We start from the raw sequence: 26,449 nt of genomic DNA, 5'->3' as shown, positions 1-26,449 counted from the left end.
GTCGGCGTCCACGGCGATGCCCGCCCGCTCCATCCCGGCGAGGACGCCGACGAGCTGACTTTTGGCCCCACCCGCGAGTCCCTGGCCCACGCCCGCGAAACACCGCCCCGGCCTGTCGCGGTGGTTGTGGGGCCGAGGCATCCGCCATTCGACCGGCTCCGCTCGTTGGGCCGTCCGCATGGGTATGGGGTCATCGCCTCGGCGGGTGCATCGGCGCGGTGCGGCGTAGTGCTGCGGGTGCGGCCGAAGGTTGGTGCTGTGGCTGGGGTGCGCGGTGCGGCCTGGGGGCTTGTGCTGGCGGGTTGGGTCAGCCGGTGCGGCTTACGACGTAGTCGCAGAGGGCGGTGAGAGCGTCGCGGGCGGGGTTGGCGGGGAGGGTGAGGAGTTCGGCGCGGGCGTCCTCGGCGACGCGGTGGAGGTCGGCGCGGGCGCGGTCCATCGCGGGGTGGGCGCGCAGGAGGGCGAGGGCCTCGGCGTGGAGGGCGTCGTCGGTGAGGTCCTGGACGAGCAGGTCGCGCAGGCGCGCGTCGTCGGGGCCGGAGCCGACGCCGGCGAGGACGTGGTGCATCGGGAGGGTGCGGATGCCCTCGCGGAGGTCGGTGCCGGGGGTCTTGCCGGACTCCTCGGTCTCGGAGTCGATGTCGAGGACGTCGTCCGAGAGCTGGAAGGCGATGCCGATCTTCTCGCAGGCGGAGGTGATCGTGTCGACGGTCGAGGCGGGGGCGCCGGACAGCAGGGCGCCGAACTGGCCCGAGACCGCGATGAGGGAGGCCGTCTTGTCGGCGAGGACCTGCAGGTAGTGCTTGAGGGGGTCGGCGCCCTCGGCGGGGCCGGTCGTCTCCTCGATCTGGCCGCGGACGAGACGGGCGAACGCGCGGGCCTGGATGCGGACGGGCTCGGTGCCGAGGTCGGCGAGGAGGTCGGACGCGCGGGCGAACAGGTAGTCGCCGGTGAGGATGGCGCGGGTGTTGTCCCAGCGGACGTTCGCGGACTGGCGGCCGCGGCGGACGGTCGCCTCGTCCATGACGTCGTCGTGGTAGAGGGTGCCGAGGTGGGTGAGTTCGACGACGACCGCGGCCGGGACGAGCCCGGCCGCGGTCGGGTCGCCGAAGTGCGAGGCGAGCGTCACCAGCATGGGCCGGAAGCGCTTGCCGCCCGCCTCGACGAGGTGCTTGGACGCCTCGTTGAGCAACGGGTTGTCGCTGCGGACCGAGTCGAGGAGCAGTTCCTCGACGGCGGCCAGGAACCGCCGGCTGTCGGCCGCGAGCGCCGAGTCCACGGGAAGCCCGAACGGGCCGGCTTCCTGCACGGCCGGCCCGCCGGACTCCTCAGCGAAGGCGTTGCTCACCCAAGACTCCCTACCGGACGAACATCTGCGTCGTGGCGTCTCCCGCGAGGTCCAGGATCGGCTGCGGGAGCACGCCGAGTACAACAGTAGCCGTCACGCCGACCGCGACGACGATCGCGGTGGCCGGTGGGGCCACGACGACGGGGCCGTCGGCGTCCGGTTCGCTGAAGAACATGACGACGATCACGCGGACGTAGAAGAACGCGGCGACCGCGGAGGCGATGACGCCGACGACGACGAGGGGCGTCGCCCCGCCCTCGACGGCCGCCTTGAACACCGCGAACTTGCCGGTGAAGCCGCTGGTCAGCGGGATGCCGGCGAACGCCAGGAGGAACAGCGAGAAGACGCCCGCGACGACCGGGGAGCGCTTGCCGAGCCCGGCCCAGCGGGACAGGTGGGCCGCCTCGCCGCCCGCGTCCCGCACCATCGTGACGACGGCGAACGCGCCGATCGTGGTGAACCCGTAGGCCGCCAGGTAGAACAGCGAACCCGACAGGCCGTCCCGCGAGGTGGCGATCACGCCCATGAGCAGGAAGCCCGCGTGCGCGATGGACGAGTAGGCGAGCATCCGCTTGATGTCGGTCTGCGTGATCGCGATGATCGCGCCGACGACCATGGTGAGAATCGCCACACCCCACATGGCGGGCTCCCAGTCCCACTCGAGGGTCCCGAACGCGACGTAGTAGACGCGGAGGATCGCGCCGAACGCCGAGACGAGGGTGCAGGACGCCATGAGCGCGGTGATCGGGGTCGGCGCGCCCTGGTAGACGTCCGGCTTCCACATGTGGAACGGGACGCCGCCGAGCTTGAACAGCAGCCCGACGGTGAGGAGCGCGACGCCCGCGAGGAGGAGCGTCTCGCTGCCCGCGTCCCGGCTGATCTCCTGGGAGATCGCGGCGAGCGTGACCGATCCGGCGTAGCCGTAGAGGAGGGCGATGCCGTACAGGAAGAACGCCGACGAGAACGCGCCCAGCAGGAAGTACTTGACCGCCGCCTCCTGGGAGAGGAGGCGGCGGCGCCGGGCGAGGCCGCACAGGAGGTACAGCGGCAGGGACATGACCTCCAGGCCGATGAACATGGTCAGGAGGTCGTTGGACGCCGGGAAGATCAGCATGCCGCCGACGGCGAACATCATCAGCGGGTAGACCTCGGTCTGCACGATGCCCGCCGACTGCGTGCGCTGCTCGGCCTCGCTGCCGGGCAGCGCGGACGCCTGCGCGGCGAACGCCCCGCCGGCGCGGTCGCCGCCGCGCTCGGCGATCAGCAGGAGGCTGACGAGCGCCAGCACCAGGATGGTGCCCTGCAGGAACAGGGTGGTGCCGTCGACGCCGAGGGCCCCCTCGGCGACGACGTGGTGCGGGACGCCGTCCCACGCCAGCGCGACCGTCCAGACGAACCCGCCGAGCAGGCCGAGGAACGCGAGCGGAACCTGGAGCCGGGGCCGCCAGGCGCGGCCGGCGAACGCCTCGACCAGCACCCCGAGGACGGCGACGCCGAGGACGACCAGCAGCGGGCCGATCTCCGCGTACTCGATGTGCGGCGCCGGGATGTCGGCGCCCTGCGCGAGGGTGCTCATGGACGGGCTCCGTTCTCGGCGACGTTGGTCGGTGCGGGGTCATGCTGGTCGACCCGCACCAGCGTCTGTTCGACGGACGGGTTGATGACGTTCAGCACCGGCTGCGGGAAGAAGCCCATCGCGACGATGATCGCGAGGATGGGCGCGATCGCCCACTTCTCCCGGGCGGTGAGGTCCTTCATCCCCTCGACCGCCGGGGTCCTGGGGCCGCCCATGGTGCGCTGGTACGTCCACAGGATGTAGATCGCGGCGAGGACGACGCCGCTGACGGCGAGGGCCCCGGCCCACTCGTACCGGCTGAACGTGCCGACGATCACGAGGAACTCGGACACGAACGTGGACAGGCCGGGCAGCGACAGGCCGGACAGGCCCGCGATGAGGAACGCCCCGGCGAGGACGGGCGCGGCCTTCTGCACGCCGCCGTAGTCGCCGATCCGCGCCGACCGCCGCCGGACGATCATGAAGCCGACGATCAGGAACAGCGCACCGGTCGAGAACCCGTGGTTGATCATGTAGAGCGCCGCGCCGGACTGCCCCTGCGAGGTCATCGCGAAGATGCCGAGCACGATGAACCCGAAGTGGGACACCGAGGTGTAGGCGATGAGGCGCTTCAGGTCGACCTGCCCGATCGCGAGGATCGCGCCGTAGATGATGCTGAGGACCGCGAAGCCGAGGACCACCGGGGTGGCCCACTTGGCGGCGCCCGGGAACAGCTCCAGGCAGAACCGCAGCATCCCGTACGTGCCGACCTTGTCGAGGACGCCGACGATGAGGACGAGCGCGCCCGCCGGGGCCTGCTGCGCGGCGTCCGGCAGCCAGGTGTGCACCGGCACCATCGGCGCCTTGATCGCGAAGGCGATGAAGAACCCGAGGAACAGCCACTTGGCGGTCGTCGGGTCGATGTTCATCTGCGCGAGCTCGGAGAACAGGAACGTCCCGTGCCCGAGCCCGCCCTCGGCCTCCGGCTTCGCCGACAGCGGGTACAGCCAGATCACCGCGACGAGCATGATCAGCCCGCCGAACAGCGAGTACAGCAGGAACTTGACCGCCGCGTAGGAGCGCTGGGCGCCGCCGAAGTACCCGATGATGAAGTACACCGGGATCAGCATCGCCTCGAAGAAGACGTAGAAGAGGAACACGTCGGTCGCCGCGAAGACGCCGATCATGGCCGCTTCCAGCGTCAGCAGCAGCGCGAAGTACGTCTTGACGGACCGCTTGGCGGGGACGTCGACGCCCCCGGAGCGGTCGTCCTCGTTCCAGGACGCCAGCATGACGAGCGGGACGAGGATCACCGAGAGCACGATCAGCGTGAGGGCCACGCCGTCGACGCCGACCGCCCAGTGGACCCCGAACGACGGGATCCAGTCGTACTTCTCCTCGAACTGGAACCGGGCGCCGCCCGGGTCGAACGAGGCCGCCATGACCAGGGTGAGCACCCCGACCAGGGTCGAGACGCCGAGCGCGAACTGCTTGACCAGCGCGTCCCGCGACGGCAGCGCCGTGAGGACGGCGGCGCCCACCAGCGGCAGCGCGATGAGGACGGTCAGCCAGGGAAGGTCGCTCATGACACGTTCACCACCAGGAGGGCGGCCACCACGACGGCGGCGCCGCAGAACATCGAGAGTGCGTAGGACCGGGCGAAGCCCGTCTGGATGCGGCGGAGCCGGCCGGAGCCGCCGCCGATGCCGGCGGCGATGCCGTTGACGGCGCCGTCGACGCCGCGCCCGTCGAACCAGACCGCGAGGCGGGTCAGCCACTGGCCGGGCCGCATCAGCAGCGACTCGTTGATGGCGTCGCCGTACAGGTCCTTGCGGGCCGCGACGGTGACGAACGAGCCCTTGGGCTGCTCGCGCGGCACCTTGCGGGCGCCGTACTGCCGCCAGGCGATCGCCGCGCCGAGCAGGACCAGCACGAACGTGGCGATGCCGGGGCCGGTGAGCGGCTGGAAGTGGTGCTCCTCCTCGGGGTGGCCGACGACCGGCTCGAGGAAGTGCCCGAACCCGCCGAGGACCAGGAACCCGCCCGCGAACAGGGAGCCGACGGACAGCAGGATCAGCGGGACGGTCATGACCTTCGGCGACTCGTGCGGGTGGACGTCGTCCGCCCAGCGCTTCTCGCCGAAGAACGTCATGAACATGACGCGGGACATGTAGTAGGCGGTGATCGCGGCGCCGAGCATCGCGCACCCGCCGAGGATGTACCCGGACGTGCCGCCCTTGTGCAGGGCCGTCTCGATGATGACGTCCTTGGTGAACCAGCCGGACAGGCCCGGGAACCCGATGATCGCGAGGTAGCCGAGCCCGAAGGTCACGTAGGTGATCATCATGACGCCGCGGAGCGCGCCGTAGTGGCGCATGTTCACGTCGTCCTTGGTGCCGTGCATGACCGAGCCGGCGCCGAGGAACAGGCCCGCCTTGAAGAAGCCGTGCGCGATGAGGTGCGCGATGGCGATGACGTACCCGGCCTTGCCGAGCCCGGCGGCGAGCGTCATGTAGCCGATCTGCGACATCGTCGACCCGGCGAGGGCCTTCTTGATGTCGTCCTTGCCGCACCCGATGATCGCACCGGCGAGCAGCGTGGCCGCGCCGACGATCGTGACGACGAGCTGCGCGGTGGTCGACAGCTCGAAGATCGGCCCGGACCGGACGATCAGGTAGACGCCCGCGGTGACCATCGTCGCCGCGTGGATGAGCGCCGACACGGGCGTCGGGCCCTCCATGGCGTCCAGCAGCCAGGACTGGAGCGGGAGCTGCGCCGACTTGCCGCACGCGCCGAGCAGGAGCAGCAGCGCGATGGCGGTGGCCGTCCCGGTGCTGAGCTCGGAGGCGAGGCCGACGTGCTCGGCGCCCTCACCGAGCACCTCGGTGAAGTCGATCGAGCCGACCGCGCTGAACAGCAGCGCGATCGCGATGATCAGCCCCATGTCGCCGACGCGGTTGACGACGAACGCCTTCTTCGCGGCGGTCGCGGCGGTCGGCTTGTGCTGCCAGAACCCGATGAGCAGGTACGAGGCGAGGCCGACGCCCTCCCAGCCGAGGAAGAGCACGACGAAGTTGCCGCCCAGGACGAGCAGCAGCATCGCGGCCACGAACAGGTTCAGGTACGCGAAGAACCTGCGCCGGTCGGGGTCGTGCTCCATGTAGCCGATGGAGTAGATGTGGATCAGCGATCCCACACCGGTGATCAGCAGGACGAAGCTGATGGACAGCGGGTCCACCAGCAGGTCCATGCCGACCTTGAACGAGCCGACGTCGATGAAGTCCCACAGGTGCAGGGTGCGGCGCCGCTCTTCGGCGTCGTATCCGAGCATCTGGGCGAACATCGCCGCGCCGACGACGAACGATCCGACCGACATGGCGACGCCGAGCAGGTGCCCCCAGCGGTCGGTGCGCCTCCCCCCGAGGAGGAGGATCGCGGCGCCCGCGAGCGGCAGCGCGATCAGGAGCCAGGCCGCGGCCTGGATGCCTTCGGCTTGCATCCCCGCCCTCTCAGTACTTCAGCAGGTTCACGTCGTCGACCGACGAGGACCTGCGGGTCCGGAAGATGGTCATGATGATCGCCAGACCCACCACGACTTCCGCGGCGGCCACCACCATCACGAAGAAGGCGATGATCTGGCCGTCCAGGTTGCCGTGCATGCGGGAGAACGACACGAACGCGAGGTTCGTCGCGTTCAGCATCAGCTCGACGCACATGAACACCACGATCGCGTTGCGCCGGACGAGGACGCCGACCGCTCCGATGGTGAACAGGACCGCCGAGAGCGCCAGGTAGTGCTCCGGGCTCATTTACCGGCCTCGCCTTCGTTGCCCTGCGCGGACCCGCCGGTCGCGGGACCGCCCGCGGCCGGGGAGCCCGCCTTGACGACGCGCGACTCGGCGCCGGCGTCCTCCGCCTCCTCGGTGGCGGCCCGCACGGCGGCGACGTCCGCCTCGGCCGCCTCGGACTCGGTCTCCCCGTGCAGGTCGGCGTGCCGCTGCACCGTGTCGGTGCGGGCGGCGATGACCGGGTTGACCGACAGTTCCGACGGGGTGCCGTCGGGCAGCAGCGCCGGCATGTCGACGGCGTTGTGCCGGGCGTACGTGCCGGGGCCGGGCAGCGGGCCCGGGTGCTCGCCCGTCCGGAACCGGCGCTCGGACAGGTCCCGCTGCGTCGGCTTCGGCTCGACGCGCTCGCGGTGCGCCAGCACCATCGCGCCGAGCGCCGCGGTGATCAGCAGGGCGCTGGTCGCCTCGAACGCGAACACGTACTTGGAGAACAGCAGCCGGGCCAGCCCGACGATGTTGCCCTCGGCGTTCGCGGCGGCGAGCCCCGCGGAGTCGCCCAGCGCGGCGCTGCCGATCCCGGCGCCGAGCAGGCCGATGAACCCGATCGCGGCGAGCACCGCCCAGAAGCGCTGCCCCCGGATCGTCTCGACGAGCGAGTCGGTCGAGCTGACCCCGACGACCATCATCACGAACAGGAACAGCATCAGCACGGCGCCGGTGTAGACGATCACCTGGACGAACGCCAGGAACGGCGCGTTCTGCAGCGCGTAGATCGCGGCGAGCGAGAGCATCACGGTCGCCAGCAGCAGCGCCGAGTGCACCGCCCGCCGCATGAAGATCATGCCGAGCGCGGCGCTCACCGACACGATGGCGAGGAGCCAGAAGAAGAACGGCTCCCCCGCCTGCCTGTCGGCGACCTCCGCCGCGAGCGCCTCGGTCGCGAGGACGTGCGCGTTCACTTCCGGTCACCGCCCTTGCGCGCCTTCTTGCCCTTCTCGGCGGCGGCGGCCTGGTCGGCGCTCGCCCGTCCGCCGCCCTCGGACGGGACGGTCGGTGCGGCCGCGGCCTCGGAGTCCTGCAGGCCGAGCCGGTAGTAGTCCTCCTCGGTGTCGCCGAGCCGCATCTCGTGCGGCGGCGGCTCCATGCCCTCGCGCAGCGGCGCCAGCAGCATGTCCTTGGTGTAGATGAGGCTCTCGCGGCTGTCGTCGGCGAGCTCGTACTCGTTCGTCATCGTCAGCGCCCGGGTGGGGCACGCCTCGATGCAGAGCCCGCACAGGATGCAGCGCAGGTAGTTGATCTGGTAGACGCGGCCGTACCGCTCGCCGGGCGAGTAGCGCTCGTCGGCGGTGTTGTCGGCCCCCTCCACGAAGATCGCGTCGGCCGGGCACGCCCAGGCGCACAGCTCGCAGCCGATGCACTTCTCCAGGCCGTCCGGCCACCGGTTGAGCTGGTGGCGGCCGTGGAAGCGCGGCGCGGTGGGCCGCTTCACCTCGGGGTACTGAACGGTCTCGCTCTTGCTGAACATCTGGTGGAACGAGACCCCGAACCCCTTGACCGGATTCAGGAAATCAGTGAGTCCCACTGGTGACCTCCTCAGGAGGGGTTTCGATCGTGGACGGCCCGGGCGGCGTCTGGACCCGCGCGGCGGCGCCCCGGCCGTGGTAGTGCGGCGCGTCCATCGGCGGCACCGGGAACCCGCCGTCCGTCGCGCCGCCCGCGCCCGGGCCCGCCGCGGTGGCGCCGCCCGTCGCGGGACCGCCCGCGCCGCCGGCGCCGCGCTTCGCGGTCTCCTTGTCGTCGTCGCCGCCGCGGATCATCTCCCAGAGCACGGTGAGGACGAGGACGATCGCGGCGGCCACCGCGGCGACGATCACGATCTGCCGCATGTCGTAGCCGTCGTTGCGCAGCGCGCGGATGGTGGCGACCAGCACGATCCAGGCGAGGGAGAAGGGCATCAGCACCTTCCACCCGAGCTTCATCAGCTGGTCGTAGCGGACGCGCGGGAGCGAGGCGCGCAGCCACACGAAGAACCAGATGAACAGCCAGATCTTGACCAGGAACCACAGCACCGGCCACCAGCCGGAGTTGGCGCCCGCCCAGAACGTGGAGATCGGCGCCGGGGCCCGCCAGCCGCCGAGGAACAGCGTGGTGGCGAGCGCCGACAGCGTCGCGAGGTTGATGTACTCGGCGAGGAAGAACATCGCGAACTTCAGCGACGAGTACTCGGTGTGGAAGCCGCCGACCAGCTCGCCCTCGCCCTCGGGCAGGTCGAACGGGATGCGGTTCGACTCGCCCATCATCGTGATGACGTAGACGATGAACGACGGCAGCAGCAGCACCGCGAACCACTTGTCGTGCTGCGCCGCGACGATCTCCGACGTGGACATCGACCCGGCGAACAGGAACACGGCGACGAACGACAGCGCCATCGCGATCTCGTAGGAGACCACCTGCGCGGACGAGCGGAGCCCGCCGAGCAGCGAGTACGGCGACATCGACGACCAGCCGGCCAGCACGATGCCGTAGACGCCCATGGACGCCATCGCCAGCACCAGCAGGACCGCGACCGGGAGGTCGGTGCCCTGCAGCGGCGTCTGGTGGCCGAACACCGACACCGTCGGCCCGAACGGGATGATGATGAAGGAGATGAAGGCCGGGACGGCCGACATGATCGGCGCCAGGACGAACACGACCTTGTCGACCTGGCGCGGGACGATGTCCTCCTTCAGCGCCAGCTTGATGCCGTCGGCGAGGCCCTGCAGCAGGCCCTGGGGCCCGGCGCGGTTCGGGCCGACGCGCAGCTGCATCCGGCCGATGACGCGCCGCTCGACCCACATCGACAGCAGGACGGTCAGCACCAGGAAGACGAAGATGACCAGGACCTTGCCGCCGATCAGCCACCACGGGTCCTTGCCGAAGTCGGCGAGCGTGGGATCGGCCGGCGCGGCGAGCGGCGCGGCCGCGAGCGGGCTCATTCGGTGCCTCCAGCGTTGATCTGCACGACGCTCCCCGCGCCGGCGCCGAGGTCCCGGTGGAGGGCGCAGCCGGCCGAGTTCGTCGGCAGCCACACCACCCGGTCGGGCAGGTCGGCGGTGATCTCCAGGGGGAGCGTGACCGAACCGCGGCCGGTCGAGACCGTCACGGAGCCGACGCCGTCGACCGGACGGGCGCCGATCTCCTCGGCCGTCGCGGGCGACAGCCGCGCCACCGCGCCCTTCGCGGTGCCGGCGAGGAACGGCTCGCCGTCCTGCAGCCGGCCCCGGTCGAGCAGCAGCCGCCACGTCGCCACGACCGCCTCGCCGCGGGTCGGCTCGGCCGGGACCGCCTGCGGGACGTTCGGGGCGTCGGGCCGCTCGCCGCGGTGCGCGCCGAGGTCGGTCAGCTCCCGGCGGGCCGCCTCCGGGCCGGGCAGCCCGAGGTGGACGTCCATCTCGTCGGCGAGCGCGTTCAGCACCCGCAGGTCCGACAGCGCCCCGGCCGACTTCAGCACGACGTCGAACGGGCGGCCGCGGCCCTCCCAGTCGACGAACGTCCCGGACTTCTCCGCGACGGTCGCGACGGGCAGCACCACGTCGGCGCGGTCGGTGACGGCGCTCGGCCGCTGCTCCAGGCTCACCACGAACGGGGTGGCCTCGATCGCGCGGAGCGCGGCCTCCGGGTCGGCGAGGTCGCCGGGGTCGACGCCGCCGACGAGCAGCGCGCGGCGCTCGCCGCGCGCCGCCGCCGCGAGGACGGCGTCGGCGTCCAGGCCCGGGGTCGCGGGCAGCGCGGCGACGCCCCACGCCCGCGCGACCTCCGCGCGGGCGGCGTCGTCGGCGACGGGGCGGCCGATCGGCAGCAGCCCGGGCAGCGCCCCGGCCTCCACCGCGCCGCGCTCCCCGGCCCGGCGCGGCACCCAGGCCAGCCGGGCGCCGGTGGCCTTCGCCAGCCGGACCGCCGCCGACAGGGCGCCGGGGCTGCTCGCGAGCCGCTCACCGGCGAGGACGACCGCGCCGGGCGTCTCCAGCAGCCCCCGGACGTCCGCGAACGCGTCGTCGGCGATGAGCGCGCCGATCGTCTCGGCCTCGGCCCCGGGACGGGTCGGCAGGAGCGTCCCGCCGACCTTCTGCAGGCCGCGGGTCGCGAACGGCGCCGCCGCGTACACCTTCAGGTTCTTCTTGCGGAACGCCTTGCGGAGCCGCAGGAAGACGATCGGCGACTCCTCCTCGGGCTCGAACCCGGCGAGCAGGACGGCCGGCGCCTTCTCCAGGTCGGCGTAGGAGACCTCGATGGAGCGGCCCGCGACGGACGAGGCGAGGAAGTCGGCCTCCTCCGCCGACAGCGGGCGCGCCCGGAAGTCGACGTCGTTCGTGCCGAGCGCGATCCGCGCGAACTTCGCGTAGGCGTAGGCGTCCTCGAGGGTGCCGCGCCCGCCGGCCAGCACCCCGGCCGATCCGCGCGCCGCCGCGAGGCCGCGCGCCGCGATCGTCAGCGCCTCCGGCCACGACGCGGCCTCCAGCTCCCCGTTCTCGTTCCGGACGAGCGGGTGCGTGAGCCGGTCGGGCTGGGTGCCGTAGGTGAACGCCCAGCGGCCCTTGTCGCAGTTCCATTCCTCGTTGACCTGCGGGTCGTCCCCGGCCAGCCGCCGCGTGATCTTCCCGCGGCGGTGGTCGGTGCGCAGCGCGCAGCCGGACGCGCAGTGCTCGCAGGTGCTCGGCTGCGAGACGAGGTCGAACGGCCGGGACCGGAACCGGTAGGCGGCGCCGGTCAGCGCCCCGACCGGGCAGATCTGCACGGTGTTGCCGGAGAAGTACGACTGGAACGGCTTGCCGTCCGCGGCGCCGACCTGCTCCTTGGCGCCGCGCTCGAACAGGTCGATGAACGCGTCCCCGGCGATCTGGTCGGAGAACCGGGTGCAGCGGGCGCACTGGATGCAGCGCTCCCGGTCGAGCAGCACCTGGCTGGACAACGGGATCGGCTTGGGGAACGTCCGCTTGGTCTCGGTGAACCGGGACTCGCCGCGCCCGTTGGACATCGCCTGGTTCTGCAGCGGGCACTCGCCGCCCTTGTCGCAGATCGGGCAGTCCAGCGGGTGGTTGATCAGCAGCAGCTCCATGACCCCGTGCTGCGCCTTGTCGGCGGCCTTCGAGGTGAGCTGCGTCTTGACGACCATGCCGGGCATGACCGTGGTCGTGCAGGACGCCGCGGGCTTCGGCATGCCGCGCCCGTTGCCCATGTCGGGGACCTCGACCAGGCACTGGCGGCAGGCGCCGACCGGGTCGAGCAGCGGGTGGTCGCAGAACCTCGGGATCTGGATGCCGAGCAGCTCGGCGGCCCGGATGACGAGCGTGCCCTTCGGCACCTCGATCTCGAAGCCGTCGATGGTGACCGGCACCATCTCCTCGGCCTTCTCGACGTTCTGCTTGTCGGAGGTAACGGTCATCAGGCACCTGCCCAAACGGTGGACTTGGCCGGGTCGAAGGGGCAGCCGCCCTGCTCGAAGTGCTGCAGGTACTCGTCCCGGAACAGCTTGATGGACGAGACGACCGGGCTCGTCGCGCCGTCGCCGAGCGCGCAGAACGAGCGGCCGAGGATGTTGTCGGACAGGTCGAGGAGGGTCTCGAGGTCCTCCTCCTCGCCCTTGCCGGCCTCCAGCCGCTTGAGCATCTGCTTGTACCAGTACGTCCCCTCGCGGCACGGCGTGCACTTGCCGCACGACTCGTGCGCGTAGAACTCCGACCAGCGCAGCACGGCCCGGACGACGCAGGTCGTCTCGTCGAAGATCTGCAGGGCGCGGGTGCCGAGCATCGACCCCGCGGCCCCGACGGACTCGAAGTCCAGCGGGACGTCCAGGTGCTCGTCGGTGAAGATCGGCGTGGACGAGCCGCCGGGCGTCCAGAACTTCAGCCGGTGGCCCTCGCGGACGCCGCCCGCCATGTCGAGCAGCTCCCGCAGCGTGATGCCGAGCGGCGCCTCGTACTGGCCGGGCCGGGTGACGTGCCCCGACAGCGAGAAGATCCCGAAGCCCTGGGACTTCTCGGTGCCCATCGAGGCGAACCATTCCGGCCCGTTCCCGACGATCGAGGGAACCGACGCGATCGACTCGACGTTGTTGATGACGGTGGGCCCGCCGTACAGGCCCGCCACGGCGGGGAAGGGAGGCTTCAGCCTGGGCTGACCGCGGAACCCCTCCAGGGAGTCCAGCAGCGCCGTCTCCTCGCCGCAGATGTAGGCCCCGGCGCCGCTGTGGACGACGACGTCCAGATCGAACCCGGACCCGAGGATGTTCTTGCCGAGGTAGCCCGCCTCGTACGCCTCCGCGACGGCCTGGTGCAGCCGCCGGATGACGTGCAGCACCTCGCCGCGGACGTAGATGAACGCCTGGTTCGACTTGATCGCGTACGAGCTGATGATGACGCCCTCGACGAGGACGTGCGGGTTCGCCATCATCAGCGGGATGTCCTTGCACGTGCCCGGCTCGGACTCGTCCGCGTTCACCACCAGGTAGCGCGGGTTCGGGCTGCTCGGCGGCAGGAACCCCCACTTCATGCCGGTGGGGAACCCGGCGCCGCCGCGGCCGCGCAGGCCGGAGTCCTTCACCTGCTGGACGATGTCGTCCGGGGCCATCGCGAGCGCCTTGCGCAGCGCCGTGTAGCCGCCCTCGCGCTCGTAGCCCGCGCGGGTGAACGAGTCGGCCTGATCCCAGTTCTTGGTGAGGATCGGGGTCAGCGTCGTTCCTGACTGTGCAGTCACTTGTTCCGCCCCTCCTGCGTTCCCGGCTTCACGTCGCCGCCGATGGGCTTGCCGGGCTCGTTCGGCGGCGGGTCGGTGACCTCGGACGGCCGCACCGGCTCGTCCGGCCGCGCCGCGTCGACGTCCGCCGGCGGCGCCGTCCACCCGCGCCGCTTCGCGAGCTCCAGCCCGCGCAGCGACTCCGGACCGGCCTGGACGCCCTCGCCCGCTCGGCCGTCGGGAAACCCGGCGAGCACGCGCGACGCGTCCTTCCAGCCGCACAGCTTGTTCGGCCCGCGCGAAGGAAGCACTTCCTTACCGGAGCGCAGGTCGTCGACCAGCTCCTTGGCCTTCGCGGGAGTCATGTTGTCGAAGAACTCCCAGTTGACCATCATCACCGGCGCGAAGTCGCAGGCCGCGTTGCACTCGATCCGCTCCAGGCTGACCTTGCCGTCCGGGGTGGCCTCGTCGTGGCCCACCCCGACGTGCTCGGACAGCTCGTCCCAGATCTGGTCGCCGCCCATCACCGCGCACAGCGTGTTGATGCACACGCCGACGTGGTACTCGCCGACCGGCGCGTGCTTGTACTGCGTGTAGAACGTCGCGACGCCGGTCACCTGCGCGGCCGTGATCCCGAGCTGCTCGGCGCAGAACTCGATGCCGTCCTGCGTGACGTGCCCGTCCACCGACTGCACCAGGTGCAGCAGCGGCAGCAGCGCCGACCGCGGCTTCGGGTACCGCGCGATGATCTCCTTGGCGTCCCGTTCGAGCCGGACGCGCACGTCCGTGTCGTACGTCATCGGTCCACTCCCCCCATGACCGGGTCGATGCTCGCCACGGCCGCGATGACGTCCGCGACCATGCCGCCCTCCGCCATCGCCGGCGTGGCCTGCAGGTTGACGAAGGACGGCTCGCGGAAGTGCACCCGGTACGGGCGGGTGCCGCCGTCGCTGACCACGTGCGCCCCGAGCTCGCCGCGCGGCGACTCGATCGGCGCGTACGCCTGCCCGGCGGGGACCCGGAAGCCCTCCGTCACCAGCTTGAAGTGGTGGATCAGCGCCTCCATCGAGGTGCCCATGATGTGCGCGATGTGGCGGGGCGAGTTGCCCATGCCGTCCGCGCCGATCGCCAGCTGCGCGGGCCAGCCGATCTTCTTGTCCTCGATCATCACGGGCCCCTTGACCGACTGCAGCCGCTCGTAGCACTGCTCGACGATCTTGAGAGACTCCTCCATCTCCCGCATGCGCACGAGGTAGCGCCCGTAGACGTCCGCGGACTCCTGCGTGGCGACCTCGAAGTCGTACGTCTCGTAGCCGCAGTAGGGCTGTGACTTGCGGAGATCCCACGGGAGGCCGGTCGCGCGGAGGACGGGCCCGGTGATGCCGAGCGCCATGCAGCCGGTAAGATCCAGGTAAGCGATGTCCTTCGTGCGCGCCAGGTAGACGGGGTTGGCGTCCATCAGCTTCCGCAGCGCCTGAATTCGCTTCGGCATCCGGTCCAGATAGTCACGGATCTTGCTGAGCGCGCCGCTGGGAAGGTCCTGGGCGACGCCGCCCGGACGGACGTAGGCCATGTTCATGCGCAGGCCCGTGATCTCCTCGAAGAGATCGAGGGTGTACTCGCGCTCCAGGAAGCCGTTGAGCATGACCGTCGTCGCGCCCAGCTCCAGGCCGAACGTGGCGATCGCCACGAGATGAGAGGAGATCCGGTTGAGCTCCATCATCATCACGCGGATGATCTGCGCCCGCTCCGGCACCCGGTCGGTGATGCCGAGCAGCTTCTCCACGCTCAGGCAGTACGCCGTCTCGTTGAAGATCGGCGCGAGGTAGTCCATGCGCGTGCAGAACGTCGTGCCCTGCGTCCAGGTGCGGTACTCCATGTTCTTCTCGATGCCGGTGTGCAGGTACCCGATGCCCACCCGGCACTCGGTGACCGTCTCACCGTCGAGGGTCAGGATCAGCCGGAGCACCCCGTGCGTGGACGGGTGCTGCGGCCCCATGTTGACGACGAGGCGCTCGTCGCCGCCGTCCTCGGCACCGGACACGACCTTGTCCCAGTCCTGCCCGCCCACGTCGAAGACGCGGCCCTCGGCCGCCTCCTCGGCGGCGTAGGCGTCGTATTCGGTGTACTTCGTGCTGCTCACGTGTACGACCTCCGCTCGTCCGGAGGCGGGATCTCCGCTCCGCGGTACTCGACGGGGATGCCGCCGAGGGGGTAGTCCTTGCGCTGCGGGTGGCCGACCCAGTCGTCGGGCATCTCGATGCGGGTGAGCGCCGGATGACCGTCGTAGACGATGCCGAAGAAGTCGTACGTCTCCCGCTCGTGCCAGTCGGCCGTCGGGTAGACCGGCACGAGCGACGGCAGGTGCGGGTCCGCGTCGGGACAGGTCGTCTCCAGCCGGACGCGCCGGTTGTGCGTGATCGACAGCAGGTGGACGACCGAGTGAAGCTCGGCGCCCGCGTCGTCGGGGTAGTGCACCCCCGAGACGCTCGAGCACAGCTCGAACCTCAGCGTGGGGTCGTCCCGCATCGTCCGCGCGACCTCGAGGAGGTGGTCGCGCTGCACGAAGAACGTCATCTCGCCGCGGTCGACGACGACGCGCTCGATCGCGTCGCCGAACCGCGGGTAGGCGCGTTCCAGGGCGTCGGCGATCTCGTCGAACTCACCGGCCTCGGCGGTGCCGCCCGGCCCGCCGTACGGGCGCGGCGCCGACACCTTCGGCGACTGCCGGACGACCAGGCCGCCGTACCCGGAGGTGTCGCCGGTCGTGTTCGCGCCGAACATCCCCTTGCGGACGATCGGCTGCTCGCGGCGCTCGTCCTCGTTCTGCGCGGGCAGCCGGTCCGCCGCCTGCTCGGCCTGCTGCTCGGGATTCTGCGAACTCATCCCTCAGGCCCCCTGTCCCAGAAGCGGGAGCCGGCGGCGCTTGGCCTCTTCCAGCTCCTCGATCTGCTTCGCGCGCTGCGGGCCCAGCTTGGTGTTGCGCATCTGGTCGTGCAGCTTGATGATCGCGTCGATGAGCATCTCCGGGCGCGGCGGGCAGCCGGGCAGGTAGATGTCCACGGGGACGATGTGGTCGACGCCCTGCACGATCGCGTAGTTGTTGAACATGCCGCCGGACGAGGCGCAGACGCCCATCGCGATGACCCACTTGGGCTCGGTCATCTGGTCGTAGATCTGCCGCAGCACCGGCGCCATCTTCTGGCTCACCCGGCCCGCGACGATCATCAGGTCGGCCTGCCGCGGCGTCGCCGACGCGCGCTCCATGCCCCAGCGGGAGAAGTCGTGCTTCGGGTCGCCGGCCGCCATCATCTCGATCGCGCAGCACGCCAGCCCGAACGTCGCCGGCCACACCGAACTGGCCCGCGCCCATCCCGCGACCTGCTCGACCGTGGTCAGCAGGAACCCGCTGGGCAGTTTCTCTTCTAGACCCATGTCAGTCCCACTCCAGACCGCCGCGCCGCCACACGTAGGCGTACGCCACGAGCAAGGTGACGATGAAAAGCACCATCTCGACGAGAGCGAAGATCCCCATCTGGTCGAAAGCGACGGCCCAGGGGTAAAGGAACACGATCTCGATGTCGAAGATGATGAACAGCATTGCCGTCAGGTAGTACTTGATCGGGAAACGTCCCCCGCCCACCGGCTGCGGGGTCGGCTCGATGCCGCACTCGTAGGCGTCCAGCCGGGCGCGGTTCCAGCGCTTCGGGCCGGTGAGCGAGGCCATCGCCACGGAGCCGACCGCGAAGACGGCCGCGAGCACCCCCAGCACAATGATCGGTACATAGAGATCCATGGTCTCTACTGCCTCTCCTCGGAACGTACGACGCTGTACGGGGCGACGTGACCCTTTACACGCTCGTGACATCTGTCACGAGCACGGTCCGTCACCCTAGCCAAGGTGACCAATAGCACTCCCCTCAGGGGGTCGGGTACGGCGAATCAACCCGCTCACCTGCCGAAACTTTGCGCTCATGGAGCGCTCCTCGGATATCTCAAGCCGCCGGCGCCACCTTCTGCATCGCATTGATGACCCGGTCCATCGCGTCGCCGCCCTTGGGGTCGGTGAGGTTCGCGAGGAGCTTCAGGGTGAACCGCATCAGGGTGGGGTGGGGCAGGCCGTGCGCGGTGAGGAACTTCATCACGCGCGGGTCCCCGATGGCCTGCACGAACACGCGCGCCAGCGTGAAGTAGCCGCCGTGCTCGTCCTTCAGGATGCGCGGGTACTCGTGCAGCGTCCGCTCGCGCTGCGCGGGGGTGCGGCGCGCCAGCGCCTGCACCATGATGTCGGCGGCCAGCCGCCCGGACTCGAGCGCGTAGTCGATGCCCTCGCCGTTGAACGGGTTGATCATGCCGCCGGCGTCGCCGACGAGCAGCATCCCGCGGGTGTAGTGCGGCTGCCGGTTGAAGCCCATCGGGAGCGCCGCGCCGCGGATCGGACCGGTCGCGTGCTCCTCGGAGAACTGCCAGTCCTCCGGCATCTGCGCGCACCAGCGCCGCATCATGCCGCGGTAGTCGACGTTCTGGAACGCCTTGCTCGTGTTGAGGAGGCCGAGCCCGACGTTGGACGTCCCGTCGCCCACGCCGAACACCCAGCCGTAGCCGGGGAGGAGGCGCTCGCCGTCCCACAGTTCGAGCCACGCCTCCATGTACTCGTCGTCGTGGCGCGGGGTCTCGAAGTAGCGGCGGACGGCGACGCCCATCGGCCGGTCGTCGCGGCGGCGCAGCCCCATCGCGAGCGACAGCCGGGTCGAGTTGCCGTCGGCGGCGACGACGAGCGGCGCGCGGAACTCCGTCTCCTCGCCCTCGTACTTCGCGGTGACGCCGGTGATCCGGTCGGTGCGCTCGTCCAGGATCGGGCCGGTGACGGTGCAGCCGGTCAGCAGCCTGGCGCCGGCCTTCGCGGCGTGCTCGGCGAGGAGCCGGTCGAGGTCGGTGCGCTTGCGGACGAGCCCGTAGTCGGGGAAGCTCGCGAGCTCCGGCCAGGGCAGCTCCACCTTCACGCCGCCGCCGTAGATCCGCAGCCCCTTGTTGCGTCCCCATCCCGGGTCGTTGATGTCGACGCCCATGCCGATCAGGGCGCGGACGGCGCGCGGCGTGAGCCCGTCGCCGCAGATCTTGTCGCGGGGGAACGTGGCCTTCTCCAGCAGCAGCACGTCGAGGCCGGCTTGGGCGAGCCAGTACGCGGTGGACGATCCGGCGGGGCCCGCCCCGACGACGATGACATCGGCGTGTCGGGTGGAGTCGGTCACGATGGTCCTCTTCGTTCGTTCGCTTGTGAAGTACTTCACAAGGTTCCGGTGGGGAGTCTATTCCTTTATCACGGTCAGTGGGTACCTCTGGGGCGTTCCCGTTTTGGACCGGTCCCAGGTCACCCGGTCGCGCGGGGGTCAGCCCGGGTTCGTCGCGTGGTGCATCGCGGCGACTCCGAACGTGAGGTTCCGCCAGCGCACGGCGTCCCAGCCGGCCTCCTGGAGCAGCCGCGCCAGCGCCGCCTGGTCGGGCCAGGCGAGCGTCGACTCGGCCAGGTACCGGTAGGAGTCGGGGTTGGAACTGACCCGCGCGAGCAGCGGCAGCCCGTACTTCAGGTGGGTGCGGTGCCCGAACGCGAGCAGCGGGTTCGGGGGATGGCTGACCTCGCACACCAGCAGACGCCCGCCGGGACGCGTCACCCGGCGCAGCTCGCGCAGCGCGCGGACGGTGTCGGCGACGTTGCGGAGGCCGAACGAGATCGTGACGGCGTCGAACGCGCCGTCCGCGAACGGGAGGCGCAGCGCGTCCCCGGCGACGAAGCTCAGCCGCGGCGTCCCCGCCTGCCGCCGCACGCCCACGCGCAGCATGCCCAGCGAGAAGTCGCAGGCCACGGTGGACGCGCCCGCCTCGGCGAACGGCACCGACGACGTCCCGGTCCCGGCCGCGAGGTCGAGGACCCGCTCGCCCGGCCGCGCGTCCAGCGCCCGGACGGCCTCCCGCCGCCACCGCCGGTCCCGGCCGCCGGTCATCAGCGTGTTGAGCAGGTCGTACCGCTCGGCGGTGCCGTCGAACATCGCCGCGACGTCGGCGGGCTTCTTATCCAGTGAGGCGCGGGTCATGGCCCCAGCCTAAGAGGCGGGTCCCGGAGGGCGCGCGGCGCCTCGGCGACAGGGGCTCAGGGCTCCCCGTGGAAGGGGGACGCTACGCGTCTTCCTTCGTGCGGCTCGCCTGGAACTTCTGCCACCGGCCGTCGACCGCGGCCGAGAGCCGGTCGCGCTGCGCGGACAGCAGCACGTAGCTGATGACGCCGCTGATCAGCAGCGCGAGCATCAGGAGCAGGAAACCGCGGGCGCCGAACAGCGCGAGCACCCCGGCGGTCGCCGCGAAGATCGCGAACCGCGCGATGGTGTACAGGATTACGGAACGCATGGCCCCTCGACTCTACCCGTCCCTTTCCGTGGCCTCGCAGCAGGTGGGGGGGCTGGGCGGGCCGGGCCCGGCGGCGGGCCCTCAGCGGTAGACGTCCTGGAAGAGCGCCGGGTCGACGTTGCCGCCGGACAGGATCGAGACGTACGTGCGCGCGTCGGGCAGCTCGTCGCGGTGGTACAGGTACGCGGCGGTCGCGACCGCGCCGCCCGGTTCGGCGATCAGCCGCGCCTCGCGGGCGAGCCGGCGCATCGCGTGCCGGATCTCGTCCTCGGTGACGGTGAGGACGCCGTCCACGTGCTCGCGCAGGTGCGCGAACGGCAGCTCGCCGATCCGCTGGACGCGCAGCGCGTCGGCGATCGTCCGTCCGGTCTCCTCGGCGTCCCAGCCGACCGGGTGCCCGGCGTGGAACGAGTCGCGCGCGTCCGCCGCCAGCTCGGGCTCGACGCCGAACACCTTCGCCTCGGGGCGCACCGCCTTCACCGCCGCCGCGACGCCCGCGAGCAGGCCCCCGCCGCTCACCGGGACGAGCACGACGTCGACGTCCGGGCGGTCCTGGACGATCTCGAGCCCGCAGGTGCCCTGCCCCGCGATCACGCGCGGATCGTCGTAGGGCGGGATGAGCGTGAACCCGTGCGCGGCGGCGAGCTGATCGGCGGTCCGCTCGCGCGCCGCCGAGTTCGGCTCCACGTAGACGATCTCGGCGCCGAGCGCGACGCACGCGTCCACCTTCACGGCCGGAGTGGTGTGCGGCATGACCAGGACGGCCCGGATTCCGAGCGCGCGCGCCGAGAAAGCCACGGCCTGGGCGTGGTTGCCACTAGAGTGCGTCACCACCCCGCGCGCGCGTTCGGCCTCGGGGAGCTGCGCGATGGCGGTGTGGGCGCCGCGGAGCTTGAACGCGCCGATCGGCTGCAGCGACTCGGCCTTGACCAGCAGTGCCGGGCCGCCGGGGTCGCCCGGGAACGGGACGAGCGGGGTGCGGACGGTGACGCCCGCGAGCCGTTCGGCGGCGCGCTCGATCTCCGCCAGGGTCACAAGATCGGACATGCCCCGGAGACTATTGCGTCGCCATCGTTCACGCGGCCGTCACGGCCGTGACACGGCAGGTCAACCGGGGTCGGCGTGGCGACTGTGGCCCATGGCGCGGTCACCGGGCGTCATCGCTCCAGCTCGCAGAACTACAGCCTGTCATGTTTTGCGAAAACAAGGGAGAAATCGGTCTTGACCCGCCACACTGTAAACAGTCCACCCGCGCCGAGAGCGGGACAAAGGGGGAGAGAAAACGTGGAGAGCACGAGCGAGCGCCTGCTGACCCCAGGAGAGGTCGCCGCCCTCTTCCGGGTCGATCCGAAGACGGTCACCCGCTGGGCCGCGGCGGGCCGGATCAGCAGCATCCGGACCCCCGGGGGGCACCGCCGCTTCCGGGAGTCCGAGGTCCACGCGCTGCTGCGGGGCGAGGAGCCGGTGGGGAGCCACCCCGCGCACTGATCCGGCCTCCGGCCAGGTCCGTTTCGACCAGGAAAGTCCGCGCGGGGGACGGCGGTCCGCGCCCGTCGCCCCTCCCGCCGCACGACACGCGACGCCGGTTCTCGGGGGAACCGGTTCCGGCGCCGGCCCGGTCCGGCCCGCGCACGTCCGGCCCGGTCCGTCCCGCTCACGGCACCGTTCCGGCCCGCTCCGCCCGGCGGGCGCCCTACTCCTCCGCCTCGCCCGCCTTCCACTGCTCGAACCGGCGGAGCAGCTCCGCGTCGCCCTCCCGCCAGCCGCGCCGCCGCTCCGCCAGCTCCTCCTCGGTCAGCGACTGCGCCCGCAGGCGGTCGTAGTCGGGATCGTCCGGGCCGACCTCCACGTAGGCGTCGGCGATGACGCGCCCCTCGTCCGTCCCGTCCGCACCGGGTTCGGCGAGCACGCTGTGCGGGACCCGCAGCGTGCCGTCGGGGAGCCGGATCACGTACATCGTCGATCACCATCGCCTGCCATCACGGGATCCTCTGGTGTGTGCCGCGGAACACACACCCTAGATCCCGAAGGTGCGGTTGAAGAAGAGCATGACCTCCAGCGCGGTGCGGATGTCGCCGCCGAGCATGTCGACGAGCGCCGGCCGCTGCCGCGAGGAGATGGCCGCGAAGGCGTCCGCGAAGAACTCGCGGCGGCCCAGCGCGTCCGGCTGCCGGTGGAAGTCGCTCGCCAGGTGCGGGCGGCACTGCGCGTACAGCGCGCGGAACGCCGCCGTGTCGGACGTCCAGCCCGCGCCGCCCTCGATGTCGTCGAGGGCGTGCCCCACCTCGTGCAGCATCACGTCCGGGGTCGGGGACGGCCGGTCCCCCACGACGATCTTGCGGTCGCCGTAGGCCCCCGCGCACACGTCCCACGTCGCCCGTCCCGACGGCAGCGGACGGTCGCGCAGGTGCCCCATGTCGTCGAGCTGCGGCACGCCGCCCGGCCCCACGTACACGCCGTCCAGGCCGGCCGCGAGCCGCTCCTTCAGCGCGTCCGGCAGCCCGGCGAGGCTCTCCACCGCGCGGACCACCTCGGGCGTGGGCGGCCCGTCCCGGACGTCCCACTGCCGGTGCAGGATCCGCTCCAGGACGCCGCAGTGCCGGCGCCCGTCGGCCGCGTGCGGCGTGCCCGGCGGGTGCGGCTCCACCCGCGGCGGCGCGTCGTCGAGCTCGAAGTCCCGCCACGACAGGTCGCCCGTGCCGCGGGACCCGGCCCCCGGCCGCCGCGCGTACCGGCCGCCGAACCCCTCGGCCGTCCGGTCCGCGCCCGTGTCGAGGCCCGCGTCGAGGCCCGCGTCGGCCTCGACGGGGGCCGCGTCGCCGGGCGCGCGCGTGAAGGCGTCGTCGCGTCCGGACTTGCGGAACCGGCCGAACCGGTCGCGGGGCTGGTCGCGGCGCGGCCGTCCCGTGTCGGGCGGCGACGGCGCGTACCCCGGGTCGGCGGCGCGGTCGGCAGGGCGGGACGGCCCGCCGCGGGAGAACCCCCGGAACTCCCGGGGTTTGCGGTGGACGCCTTTGAAGCGCATCGGGCTCCTCTGTCGACGGGACCCGCGGATACCTGGGGCGGGCGGGGGTCCCCGAGGAAGCGTAAGCCGGAACCCGACACCCCGTCATCCCCGGCGGTCACGGAAACTTTCAGGGATGACGTGGGCGCAGGTGACTAATTACCGGCGAAACCGGGCGTCCGGGTCATCATGCGTAGGAGTGCAGGCCAGAGAACATGTAGTTCACGCCGAAGAAGTTGAACATCAGCGCAGCGAACGCAATGAGCGCCAGAATCGCCGCCTTGCGGCCCTTCCACCCGGCCGTGGCGCGCGCGTGCAGGTACGCGGCGTAGATGACCCAGGTGATGAACGACCAGATCTCCTTGGGGTCCCAGCCCCAGTAGCGGCCCCACGCCTGGTCCGCCCAGATCGCGCCCATGATGATCGCGGCCGTCCAGATCGGGAACGCGAACATCGTGACGCCGTTCGCGAGCCGGTCCAGGCCGTCCGCCGACGGCATGCGGGCCAGGACGCCGTGCTCGCGGAGCGTGCCGCGGCCCTCTGCGCGGGCCTTGACCAGGTACAGGATCGTGGCGGCGCCCGCCACCGTGAACGCGCCCGTCGCGATGATCGCGGCGCTGACGTGGATCGCGATCCAGTACGAGTTGAGCGCGGGGCTGACCGGGCCGACCTCGTCGTACAGCCAGATGTTCGCGACGCCCAGCGCGACGACCGCGGCGACCATCACGAACGCGCCCAGGTAGCGGGCCCGGTACCGCAGCATCACGATGAGGAACGCGGTGACGGCGGCGAACGCGATCGCGGTGAGGAACTCGTACATGTTCGCCCACGGCCAGCGGTCCGCGGCCAGGCCCCGCGACACCAGGACGCCGAGGTGCGCGCCCCACCCGAGGACGTTCAGCAGGATCGCGAGCTTCGCCGGCTCGATCTGCGTGCGCTCCGGCTCCGCGTCGTCCCCGGACGCCTCGGCCGTCCCGGCGTCCCCGGACGACTTGGCCGTCCCGGCGTCCACGGACTCGGCACCGGCCGCGCCGACCAGCACCTTCGCCTCGACCTCGGCGTCCGCGGCGAGCCTCGCCCGGCGGCGCCCGAAACCGAGATCGGCCGCGTACGCGACCATCGCGATGATGTACAGCACCACCGTGGTCAGCATGAGCTTGTCGCTCAGATTCGCGAGGTCGGCGTCGCCCACCCTCGTCACTCCTTCGATTCGTCCGCCGGACCGGTCTCCCGGCCGGCGCCGGGCTCGGCGCCCTGCCCGTCGTCGACGGGCTCCGCGTCGGGTCCGCCCTCGTCCGGGCCCGCACCGGGCCCGTCCCGCTCGGGGCCGCGCAGCGCGGCCACGATGTCATCGAACTCCGAGGTCGGGCTCCCCAGCGTGAGACCGCCGACCTCGACCACCGTACGCCCGCCCTTCCCGGCGGCCGCACGGACCCACACCCTGCGCCGGCGCACCATGAAGGACGCCACCACGCCCGCGACCGCGAGGATCGACGCGACCAGCGCGGGGATGCGGCCCGGGTCCCGGTTCACCGACAGGCTCGCCCACTCCCGGACGCCCTCGAACTTGATCGAACCGGCCCCGTTCGGCAGCTCGAACGTGTCGCCGGGCTCCAGCAGCTTCTGCCCGTCCCTGATCGGCTGCAGGGTCTCGCCGATGCCCTCCAGCTTGTAGACCGACTGCGGCGTGCCCTCGTCCAGGCCGATGTCGCCCTTGAACGAACTGATCGTCACGACCGGCCGCAGCGGCGCCGGGAACGCCGACACGATCTGCTTCCCGTCCTCCGTCGCGACCGCCGTCGGCCACAGGATCGCGTAGAACGCGAGCTGCTCCGGCTGCGCGTCCGGCGCCTTGATGACGCCCTCGGACGTGTAGTTGCGGGTCTCCATCGGCAGGAACGGCACCGCGTCCTGGAACGCCACGTTCCCGTTCGCGTCCTTGACCGTGAACACCGGCGAGTAACCGTGGTTCAGCAGGTAGACCTTCGCGCCGCCCACCATCAGCGGGTGGTTGACCTTCAGGTCGTACGCCTTCTCCGCGCCCTGCGGGTCGTCCCGGTAGTGGACCTTCGCGGTGAAGTCGGTCGCCTGCCCCCGGCTCTCGCCCTCCTGCTGGTACTCGGCCTGGAAGTCCTCCAGCCGGACGGTGAACGGCGGAAGGTCGTCCGAGCTGAACACCCGTCCCGGCTCGAACTGGTCGTAGAGGCTGAGCGAGTTCGCGAACGTGTCGTCCTCGGTCAGCAGGATGTTGCCCCGGTAGCCGAACAGGTTCCCGAGGCCTAGCGCGAACAGCAGCGCCAGCAGCGCCAGGTGGAAGACCAGGTTGCCGGTCTCCCCCAGGTAGCCCTTCTCCGCCGCCACCGCGCCGCCGTCGACGTCCACCCGGAACCGCTTGCCGCGCAGCGCCTTCCGCGCGTCCTCCAGGACGTCCTCCGCCGCGGCGTCGGTCTCGAACGACGCCGACTGCGGCAGCCGCTTCAGGTTCCGCGGCGCCGCCGGGGGACGCGCCCGCATCGACCGGTAATGCTTCGCGGCCCTCGGGACGACGCACCCCGCCAGCGACACGAACAGCAGGATGTAGATCGCGGCGAACCACGGCGCCGCGAACACGTCGAACATCGAGAACCTGTCGAGCCACGGCCCGACCGTCTTGTGCTCTTCCAGATACAGCGCGACGTCCTCGGGGGCCTGCCCGCGCTGCGGGAACACCGACCCCGGCACGGAGCCCAGCGCCACCAGGAACAGCAGGATCAGCGCCGTCCGCATCGTCGTGAGCTGCCGCCACGCCCAGCGCAGCCAGCCCAGCGGGCCGATCCCCTTCGGCCGCGGCGCGTCCTGCGCCGCCTGCCGCGCCTCCGGCGGGCGCGTACCGCTCTCGATCTCAGTGTCGCTCATGTCAGATAACCGGTTCGAAGCCGCTGATCCACGACCTCAGCTCGATGGTCATGTCCCCCCACAGGCCGCTCACCAGCAGCACCCCGAGCAGCACCAGCATGCCGCCGCCCGTCCGCATCACCAGCGGGTAGTGCCGCTTCACCGCCCCGAACGCCCCCAGCGCCCGCCGGTACGCCAGCGCCGCCGCCACGAACGGCAGCCCGAGCCCCAGACAGTACGCGAGCGACAGCAGTGCGCCGCGTCCCGCGCTCGCCTCCGTGATCGCGAGGCTCTGCACCGCGCCCAGCGTCGGCCCGATGCACGGCGTCCAGCCCAGCCCGAACAACACCCCCAGCACCGGCGCCCCCGCGAGCCCCGCCGCGGGAAGCCGTCCCGACTTCACCGTCCGCTGCAGCCCCGGGATCAGGCCCATGAACGCCAGCCCGAACACGATCGTCACGACGCCCAGCACCCGGGTGATCGTCTCCTGGTACTCCAGCAGCCACCGGCCCAGCCCCCCGAACAGCACGCCGTAGCTGACGAACACCGCCGAGAACCCCGCGATGAACAGCACCACGCCCGCGAGCAGCCGGCCCTTGCGCTCGTCCGCCAGATCCGCGCCCGACATGCCCGTCACGTACGACAGGTAGCCCGGCACCAGCGGCAGCACGCACGGCGAGACGAACGAGACCAGCCCGGCCAGCGCCGCCAGCGGCGCCGCGGCCACCAGCGACCCGCCGACGACCGTCTCGTTCACCCCGGCCGCC

25 protein-coding genes are annotated in these 26,449 nt (G+C 71.5%); 1 reads left to right on the top strand and 24 read right to left on the bottom strand.

The window, feature by feature from the left end; all coding sequences use genetic code 11:
- Positions 1–307 precede the first annotated feature (307 nt).
- From AB0L25_RS11260 to AB0L25_RS11170, 19 genes are all read right to left on the bottom strand, one after another.
- Entirely contained in the window at positions 308–1,348 is a 1,041-nt protein-coding gene (locus AB0L25_RS11260) for a polyprenyl synthetase family protein (protein ID WP_500170916.1), read from the bottom strand.
- Positions 1,349–1,358: 10 nt separating this feature from the next.
- Positions 1,359–2,924, bottom strand: coding sequence for an NADH-quinone oxidoreductase subunit NuoN (nuoN, locus tag AB0L25_RS11255; protein ID WP_500170914.1), 1,566 nt, complete (start codon positions 2,922–2,924; stop codon positions 1,359–1,361).
- Positions 2,921–4,489, bottom strand: a complete 1,569-nt coding sequence (locus AB0L25_RS11250) for an NADH-quinone oxidoreductase subunit M (protein ID WP_500170912.1) — start codon at positions 4,487–4,489, stop codon at positions 2,921–2,923. Before AB0L25_RS11250 ends, nuoN begins: the two co-directional genes overlap by 4 nt.
- Positions 4,486–6,402, bottom strand: a complete 1,917-nt coding sequence (gene nuoL, locus AB0L25_RS11245; RefSeq protein ID WP_500170910.1) for an NADH-quinone oxidoreductase subunit L — start codon at positions 6,400–6,402, stop codon at positions 4,486–4,488. Before nuoL ends, AB0L25_RS11250 begins: the two co-directional genes overlap by 4 nt.
- 10 nt (positions 6,403–6,412) lie before the next feature.
- Complete coding sequence (gene nuoK / locus AB0L25_RS11240; protein WP_125614060.1) at positions 6,413–6,712, bottom strand: NADH-quinone oxidoreductase subunit NuoK; 300 nt, start codon at positions 6,710–6,712, stop codon at positions 6,413–6,415.
- Positions 6,709–7,650, bottom strand: a complete 942-nt coding sequence (locus AB0L25_RS11235) for an NADH-quinone oxidoreductase subunit J (protein ID WP_500170908.1) — start codon at positions 7,648–7,650, stop codon at positions 6,709–6,711. The genes nuoK and AB0L25_RS11235 overlap by 4 nt, the downstream gene beginning before the upstream one ends.
- Positions 7,647–8,273 (bottom strand): NADH-quinone oxidoreductase subunit NuoI, encoded by a 627-nt coding sequence (gene nuoI, locus AB0L25_RS11230; RefSeq protein ID WP_500170905.1) that lies wholly within the window; start codon positions 8,271–8,273, stop codon positions 7,647–7,649. The genes AB0L25_RS11235 and nuoI overlap by 4 nt, the downstream gene beginning before the upstream one ends.
- Entirely contained in the window at positions 8,260–9,666 is a 1,407-nt protein-coding gene (gene nuoH, locus AB0L25_RS11225; RefSeq protein WP_500170903.1) for an NADH-quinone oxidoreductase subunit NuoH, read from the bottom strand. Before nuoH ends, nuoI begins: the two co-directional genes overlap by 14 nt.
- Complete coding sequence (locus tag AB0L25_RS11220) at positions 9,663–12,113, bottom strand: NADH-quinone oxidoreductase subunit G (protein WP_500170901.1); 2,451 nt, start codon at positions 12,111–12,113, stop codon at positions 9,663–9,665. Before AB0L25_RS11220 ends, nuoH begins: the two co-directional genes overlap by 4 nt.
- A complete protein-coding gene (gene nuoF / locus AB0L25_RS11215; protein WP_500170899.1) occupies positions 12,113–13,423 on the bottom strand; it encodes an NADH-quinone oxidoreductase subunit NuoF in 1,311 nt (436 codons plus the stop codon). Before nuoF ends, AB0L25_RS11220 begins: the two co-directional genes overlap by 1 nt.
- Complete coding sequence (gene nuoE, locus AB0L25_RS11210; protein ID WP_500170897.1) at positions 13,420–14,202, bottom strand: NADH-quinone oxidoreductase subunit NuoE; 783 nt, start codon at positions 14,200–14,202, stop codon at positions 13,420–13,422. The genes nuoF and nuoE overlap by 4 nt, the downstream gene beginning before the upstream one ends.
- A complete protein-coding gene (locus tag AB0L25_RS11205) occupies positions 14,199–15,473 on the bottom strand; it encodes an NADH-quinone oxidoreductase subunit D (RefSeq protein ID WP_500170922.1) in 1,275 nt (424 codons plus the stop codon). Before AB0L25_RS11205 ends, nuoE begins: the two co-directional genes overlap by 4 nt.
- A gap of 68 nt (positions 15,474–15,541) precedes the next feature.
- Complete coding sequence (locus AB0L25_RS11200) at positions 15,542–16,288, bottom strand: NADH-quinone oxidoreductase subunit C (protein ID WP_500170895.1); 747 nt, start codon at positions 16,286–16,288, stop codon at positions 15,542–15,544.
- A 3-nt stretch (positions 16,289–16,291) separates the two neighbouring features.
- The gene (locus AB0L25_RS11195; protein ID WP_500170893.1) at positions 16,292–16,837 is read right to left on the bottom strand and encodes a NuoB/complex I 20 kDa subunit family protein; all 546 of its coding nucleotides are present in this window, start codon (positions 16,835–16,837) and stop codon (positions 16,292–16,294) included.
- 1 nt (position 16,838) lies between these two features.
- Positions 16,839–17,198, bottom strand: coding sequence for an NADH-quinone oxidoreductase subunit A (locus AB0L25_RS11190; protein WP_500170891.1), 360 nt, complete (start codon positions 17,196–17,198; stop codon positions 16,839–16,841).
- Positions 17,199–17,397: 199 nt separating this feature from the next.
- Positions 17,398–18,654 carry a geranylgeranyl reductase family protein gene (locus AB0L25_RS11185; RefSeq protein WP_500170889.1) on the bottom strand — a complete coding sequence of 419 codons (1,257 nt, stop codon included), beginning with the start codon at positions 18,652–18,654 and terminating at the stop codon, positions 17,398–17,400.
- A 138-nt stretch (positions 18,655–18,792) separates the two neighbouring features.
- The gene (locus AB0L25_RS11180) at positions 18,793–19,494 is read right to left on the bottom strand and encodes a demethylmenaquinone methyltransferase (protein WP_500170887.1); all 702 of its coding nucleotides are present in this window, start codon (positions 19,492–19,494) and stop codon (positions 18,793–18,795) included.
- 82 nt (positions 19,495–19,576) lie between these two features.
- Entirely contained in the window at positions 19,577–19,804 is a 228-nt protein-coding gene (locus tag AB0L25_RS11175) for a DUF4229 domain-containing protein (RefSeq protein ID WP_500170885.1), read from the bottom strand.
- A gap of 81 nt (positions 19,805–19,885) precedes the next feature.
- Positions 19,886–20,851 (bottom strand): threonine ammonia-lyase, encoded by a 966-nt coding sequence (locus AB0L25_RS11170; RefSeq protein WP_500170883.1) that lies wholly within the window; start codon positions 20,849–20,851, stop codon positions 19,886–19,888.
- Positions 20,852–21,088: 237 nt separating this feature from the next.
- On the opposite strand from AB0L25_RS11170, the gene AB0L25_RS11165 reads away from it, so the two are divergent.
- Positions 21,089–21,292, top strand: coding sequence for a BldC family transcriptional regulator (locus AB0L25_RS11165; RefSeq protein ID WP_125614071.1), 204 nt, complete (start codon positions 21,089–21,091; stop codon positions 21,290–21,292).
- 205 nt (positions 21,293–21,497) lie between these two features.
- On the opposite strand, the gene AB0L25_RS11160 is transcribed toward AB0L25_RS11165, so the two are convergent.
- The 5 genes from AB0L25_RS11160 to AB0L25_RS11140 form a co-directional block, all read right to left on the bottom strand.
- A complete protein-coding gene (locus AB0L25_RS11160; protein ID WP_500170881.1) occupies positions 21,498–21,761 on the bottom strand; it encodes a hypothetical protein in 264 nt (87 codons plus the stop codon).
- Between the two features lie 60 nt (positions 21,762–21,821).
- Entirely contained in the window at positions 21,822–22,829 is a 1,008-nt protein-coding gene (locus AB0L25_RS11155; protein WP_500170879.1) for a hypothetical protein, read from the bottom strand.
- A 166-nt stretch (positions 22,830–22,995) separates the two neighbouring features.
- The gene (gene ccsB, locus AB0L25_RS11150) at positions 22,996–24,000 is read right to left on the bottom strand and encodes a c-type cytochrome biogenesis protein CcsB (protein WP_500170877.1); all 1,005 of its coding nucleotides are present in this window, start codon (positions 23,998–24,000) and stop codon (positions 22,996–22,998) included.
- A gap of 5 nt (positions 24,001–24,005) precedes the next feature.
- Positions 24,006–25,703: a cytochrome c biogenesis protein ResB gene (resB, locus tag AB0L25_RS11145; RefSeq protein ID WP_500170875.1), complete on the bottom strand. Its 1,698-nt coding sequence runs from the start codon at positions 25,701–25,703 to the stop codon at positions 24,006–24,008.
- 1 nt (position 25,704) lies between these two features.
- Positions 25,705–26,439 carry a cytochrome c biogenesis CcdA family protein gene (locus AB0L25_RS11140; protein WP_500170873.1) on the bottom strand — a complete coding sequence of 245 codons (735 nt, stop codon included), beginning with the start codon at positions 26,437–26,439 and terminating at the stop codon, positions 25,705–25,707.
- Positions 26,440–26,449: the final 10 nt, after the last annotated feature.

It is taken from the genome of Spirillospora sp. NPDC052242 (assembly GCF_040679555.1).
Taxonomy (GTDB): Bacteria; Actinomycetota; Actinomycetes; order Streptosporangiales; family Streptosporangiaceae; genus Spirillospora.
This window is presented reverse-complemented; position numbering and strand designations above follow the sequence as displayed.

Excerpts from the sequence above, each read along its gene's own strand:
- nuoN (WP_500170914.1), bottom strand. The coding sequence starts at position 2,924 with ATGAGCACCCTCGCGCAGGGCGCCGACATCCCGGCGCCGCACATCGAG.
- AB0L25_RS11250 (WP_500170912.1), bottom strand. The coding sequence starts at position 4,489 with ATGAGCGACCTTCCCTGGCTGACCGTCCTCATCGCGCTGCCGCTGGTG.
- nuoL (WP_500170910.1), bottom strand. The coding sequence starts at position 6,402 with ATGCAAGCCGAAGGCATCCAGGCCGCGGCCTGGCTCCTGATCGCGCTG.
- nuoK (WP_125614060.1), bottom strand. The coding sequence starts at position 6,712 with ATGAGCCCGGAGCACTACCTGGCGCTCTCGGCGGTCCTGTTCACCATC.
- nuoH (WP_500170903.1), bottom strand. The coding sequence starts at position 9,666 with ATGAGCCCGCTCGCGGCCGCGCCGCTCGCCGCGCCGGCCGATCCCACG.
- AB0L25_RS11220 (WP_500170901.1), bottom strand. The coding sequence starts at position 12,113 with ATGACCGTTACCTCCGACAAGCAGAACGTCGAGAAGGCCGAGGAGATG.
- nuoE (WP_500170897.1), bottom strand. The coding sequence starts at position 14,202 with ATGACGTACGACACGGACGTGCGCGTCCGGCTCGAACGGGACGCCAAG.
- AB0L25_RS11200 (WP_500170895.1), bottom strand. The coding sequence starts at position 16,288 with ATGAGTTCGCAGAATCCCGAGCAGCAGGCCGAGCAGGCGGCGGACCGG.
- AB0L25_RS11195 (WP_500170893.1), bottom strand. The coding sequence starts at position 16,837 with ATGGGTCTAGAAGAGAAACTGCCCAGCGGGTTCCTGCTGACCACGGTC.
- AB0L25_RS11190 (WP_500170891.1), bottom strand. The coding sequence starts at position 17,198 with ATGGATCTCTATGTACCGATCATTGTGCTGGGGGTGCTCGCGGCCGTC.
- AB0L25_RS11180 (WP_500170887.1), bottom strand. The coding sequence starts at position 19,494 with ATGACCCGCGCCTCACTGGATAAGAAGCCCGCCGACGTCGCGGCGATG.
- AB0L25_RS11175 (WP_500170885.1), bottom strand. The coding sequence starts at position 19,804 with ATGCGTTCCGTAATCCTGTACACCATCGCGCGGTTCGCGATCTTCGCG.
- AB0L25_RS11170 (WP_500170883.1), bottom strand. The coding sequence starts at position 20,851 with ATGTCCGATCTTGTGACCCTGGCGGAGATCGAGCGCGCCGCCGAACGG.
- AB0L25_RS11160 (WP_500170881.1), bottom strand. The coding sequence starts at position 21,761 with ATGTACGTGATCCGGCTCCCCGACGGCACGCTGCGGGTCCCGCACAGC.
- AB0L25_RS11155 (WP_500170879.1), bottom strand. The coding sequence starts at position 22,829 with ATGCGCTTCAAAGGCGTCCACCGCAAACCCCGGGAGTTCCGGGGGTTC.
- resB (WP_500170875.1), bottom strand. The coding sequence starts at position 25,703 with ATGAGCGACACTGAGATCGAGAGCGGTACGCGCCCGCCGGAGGCGCGG.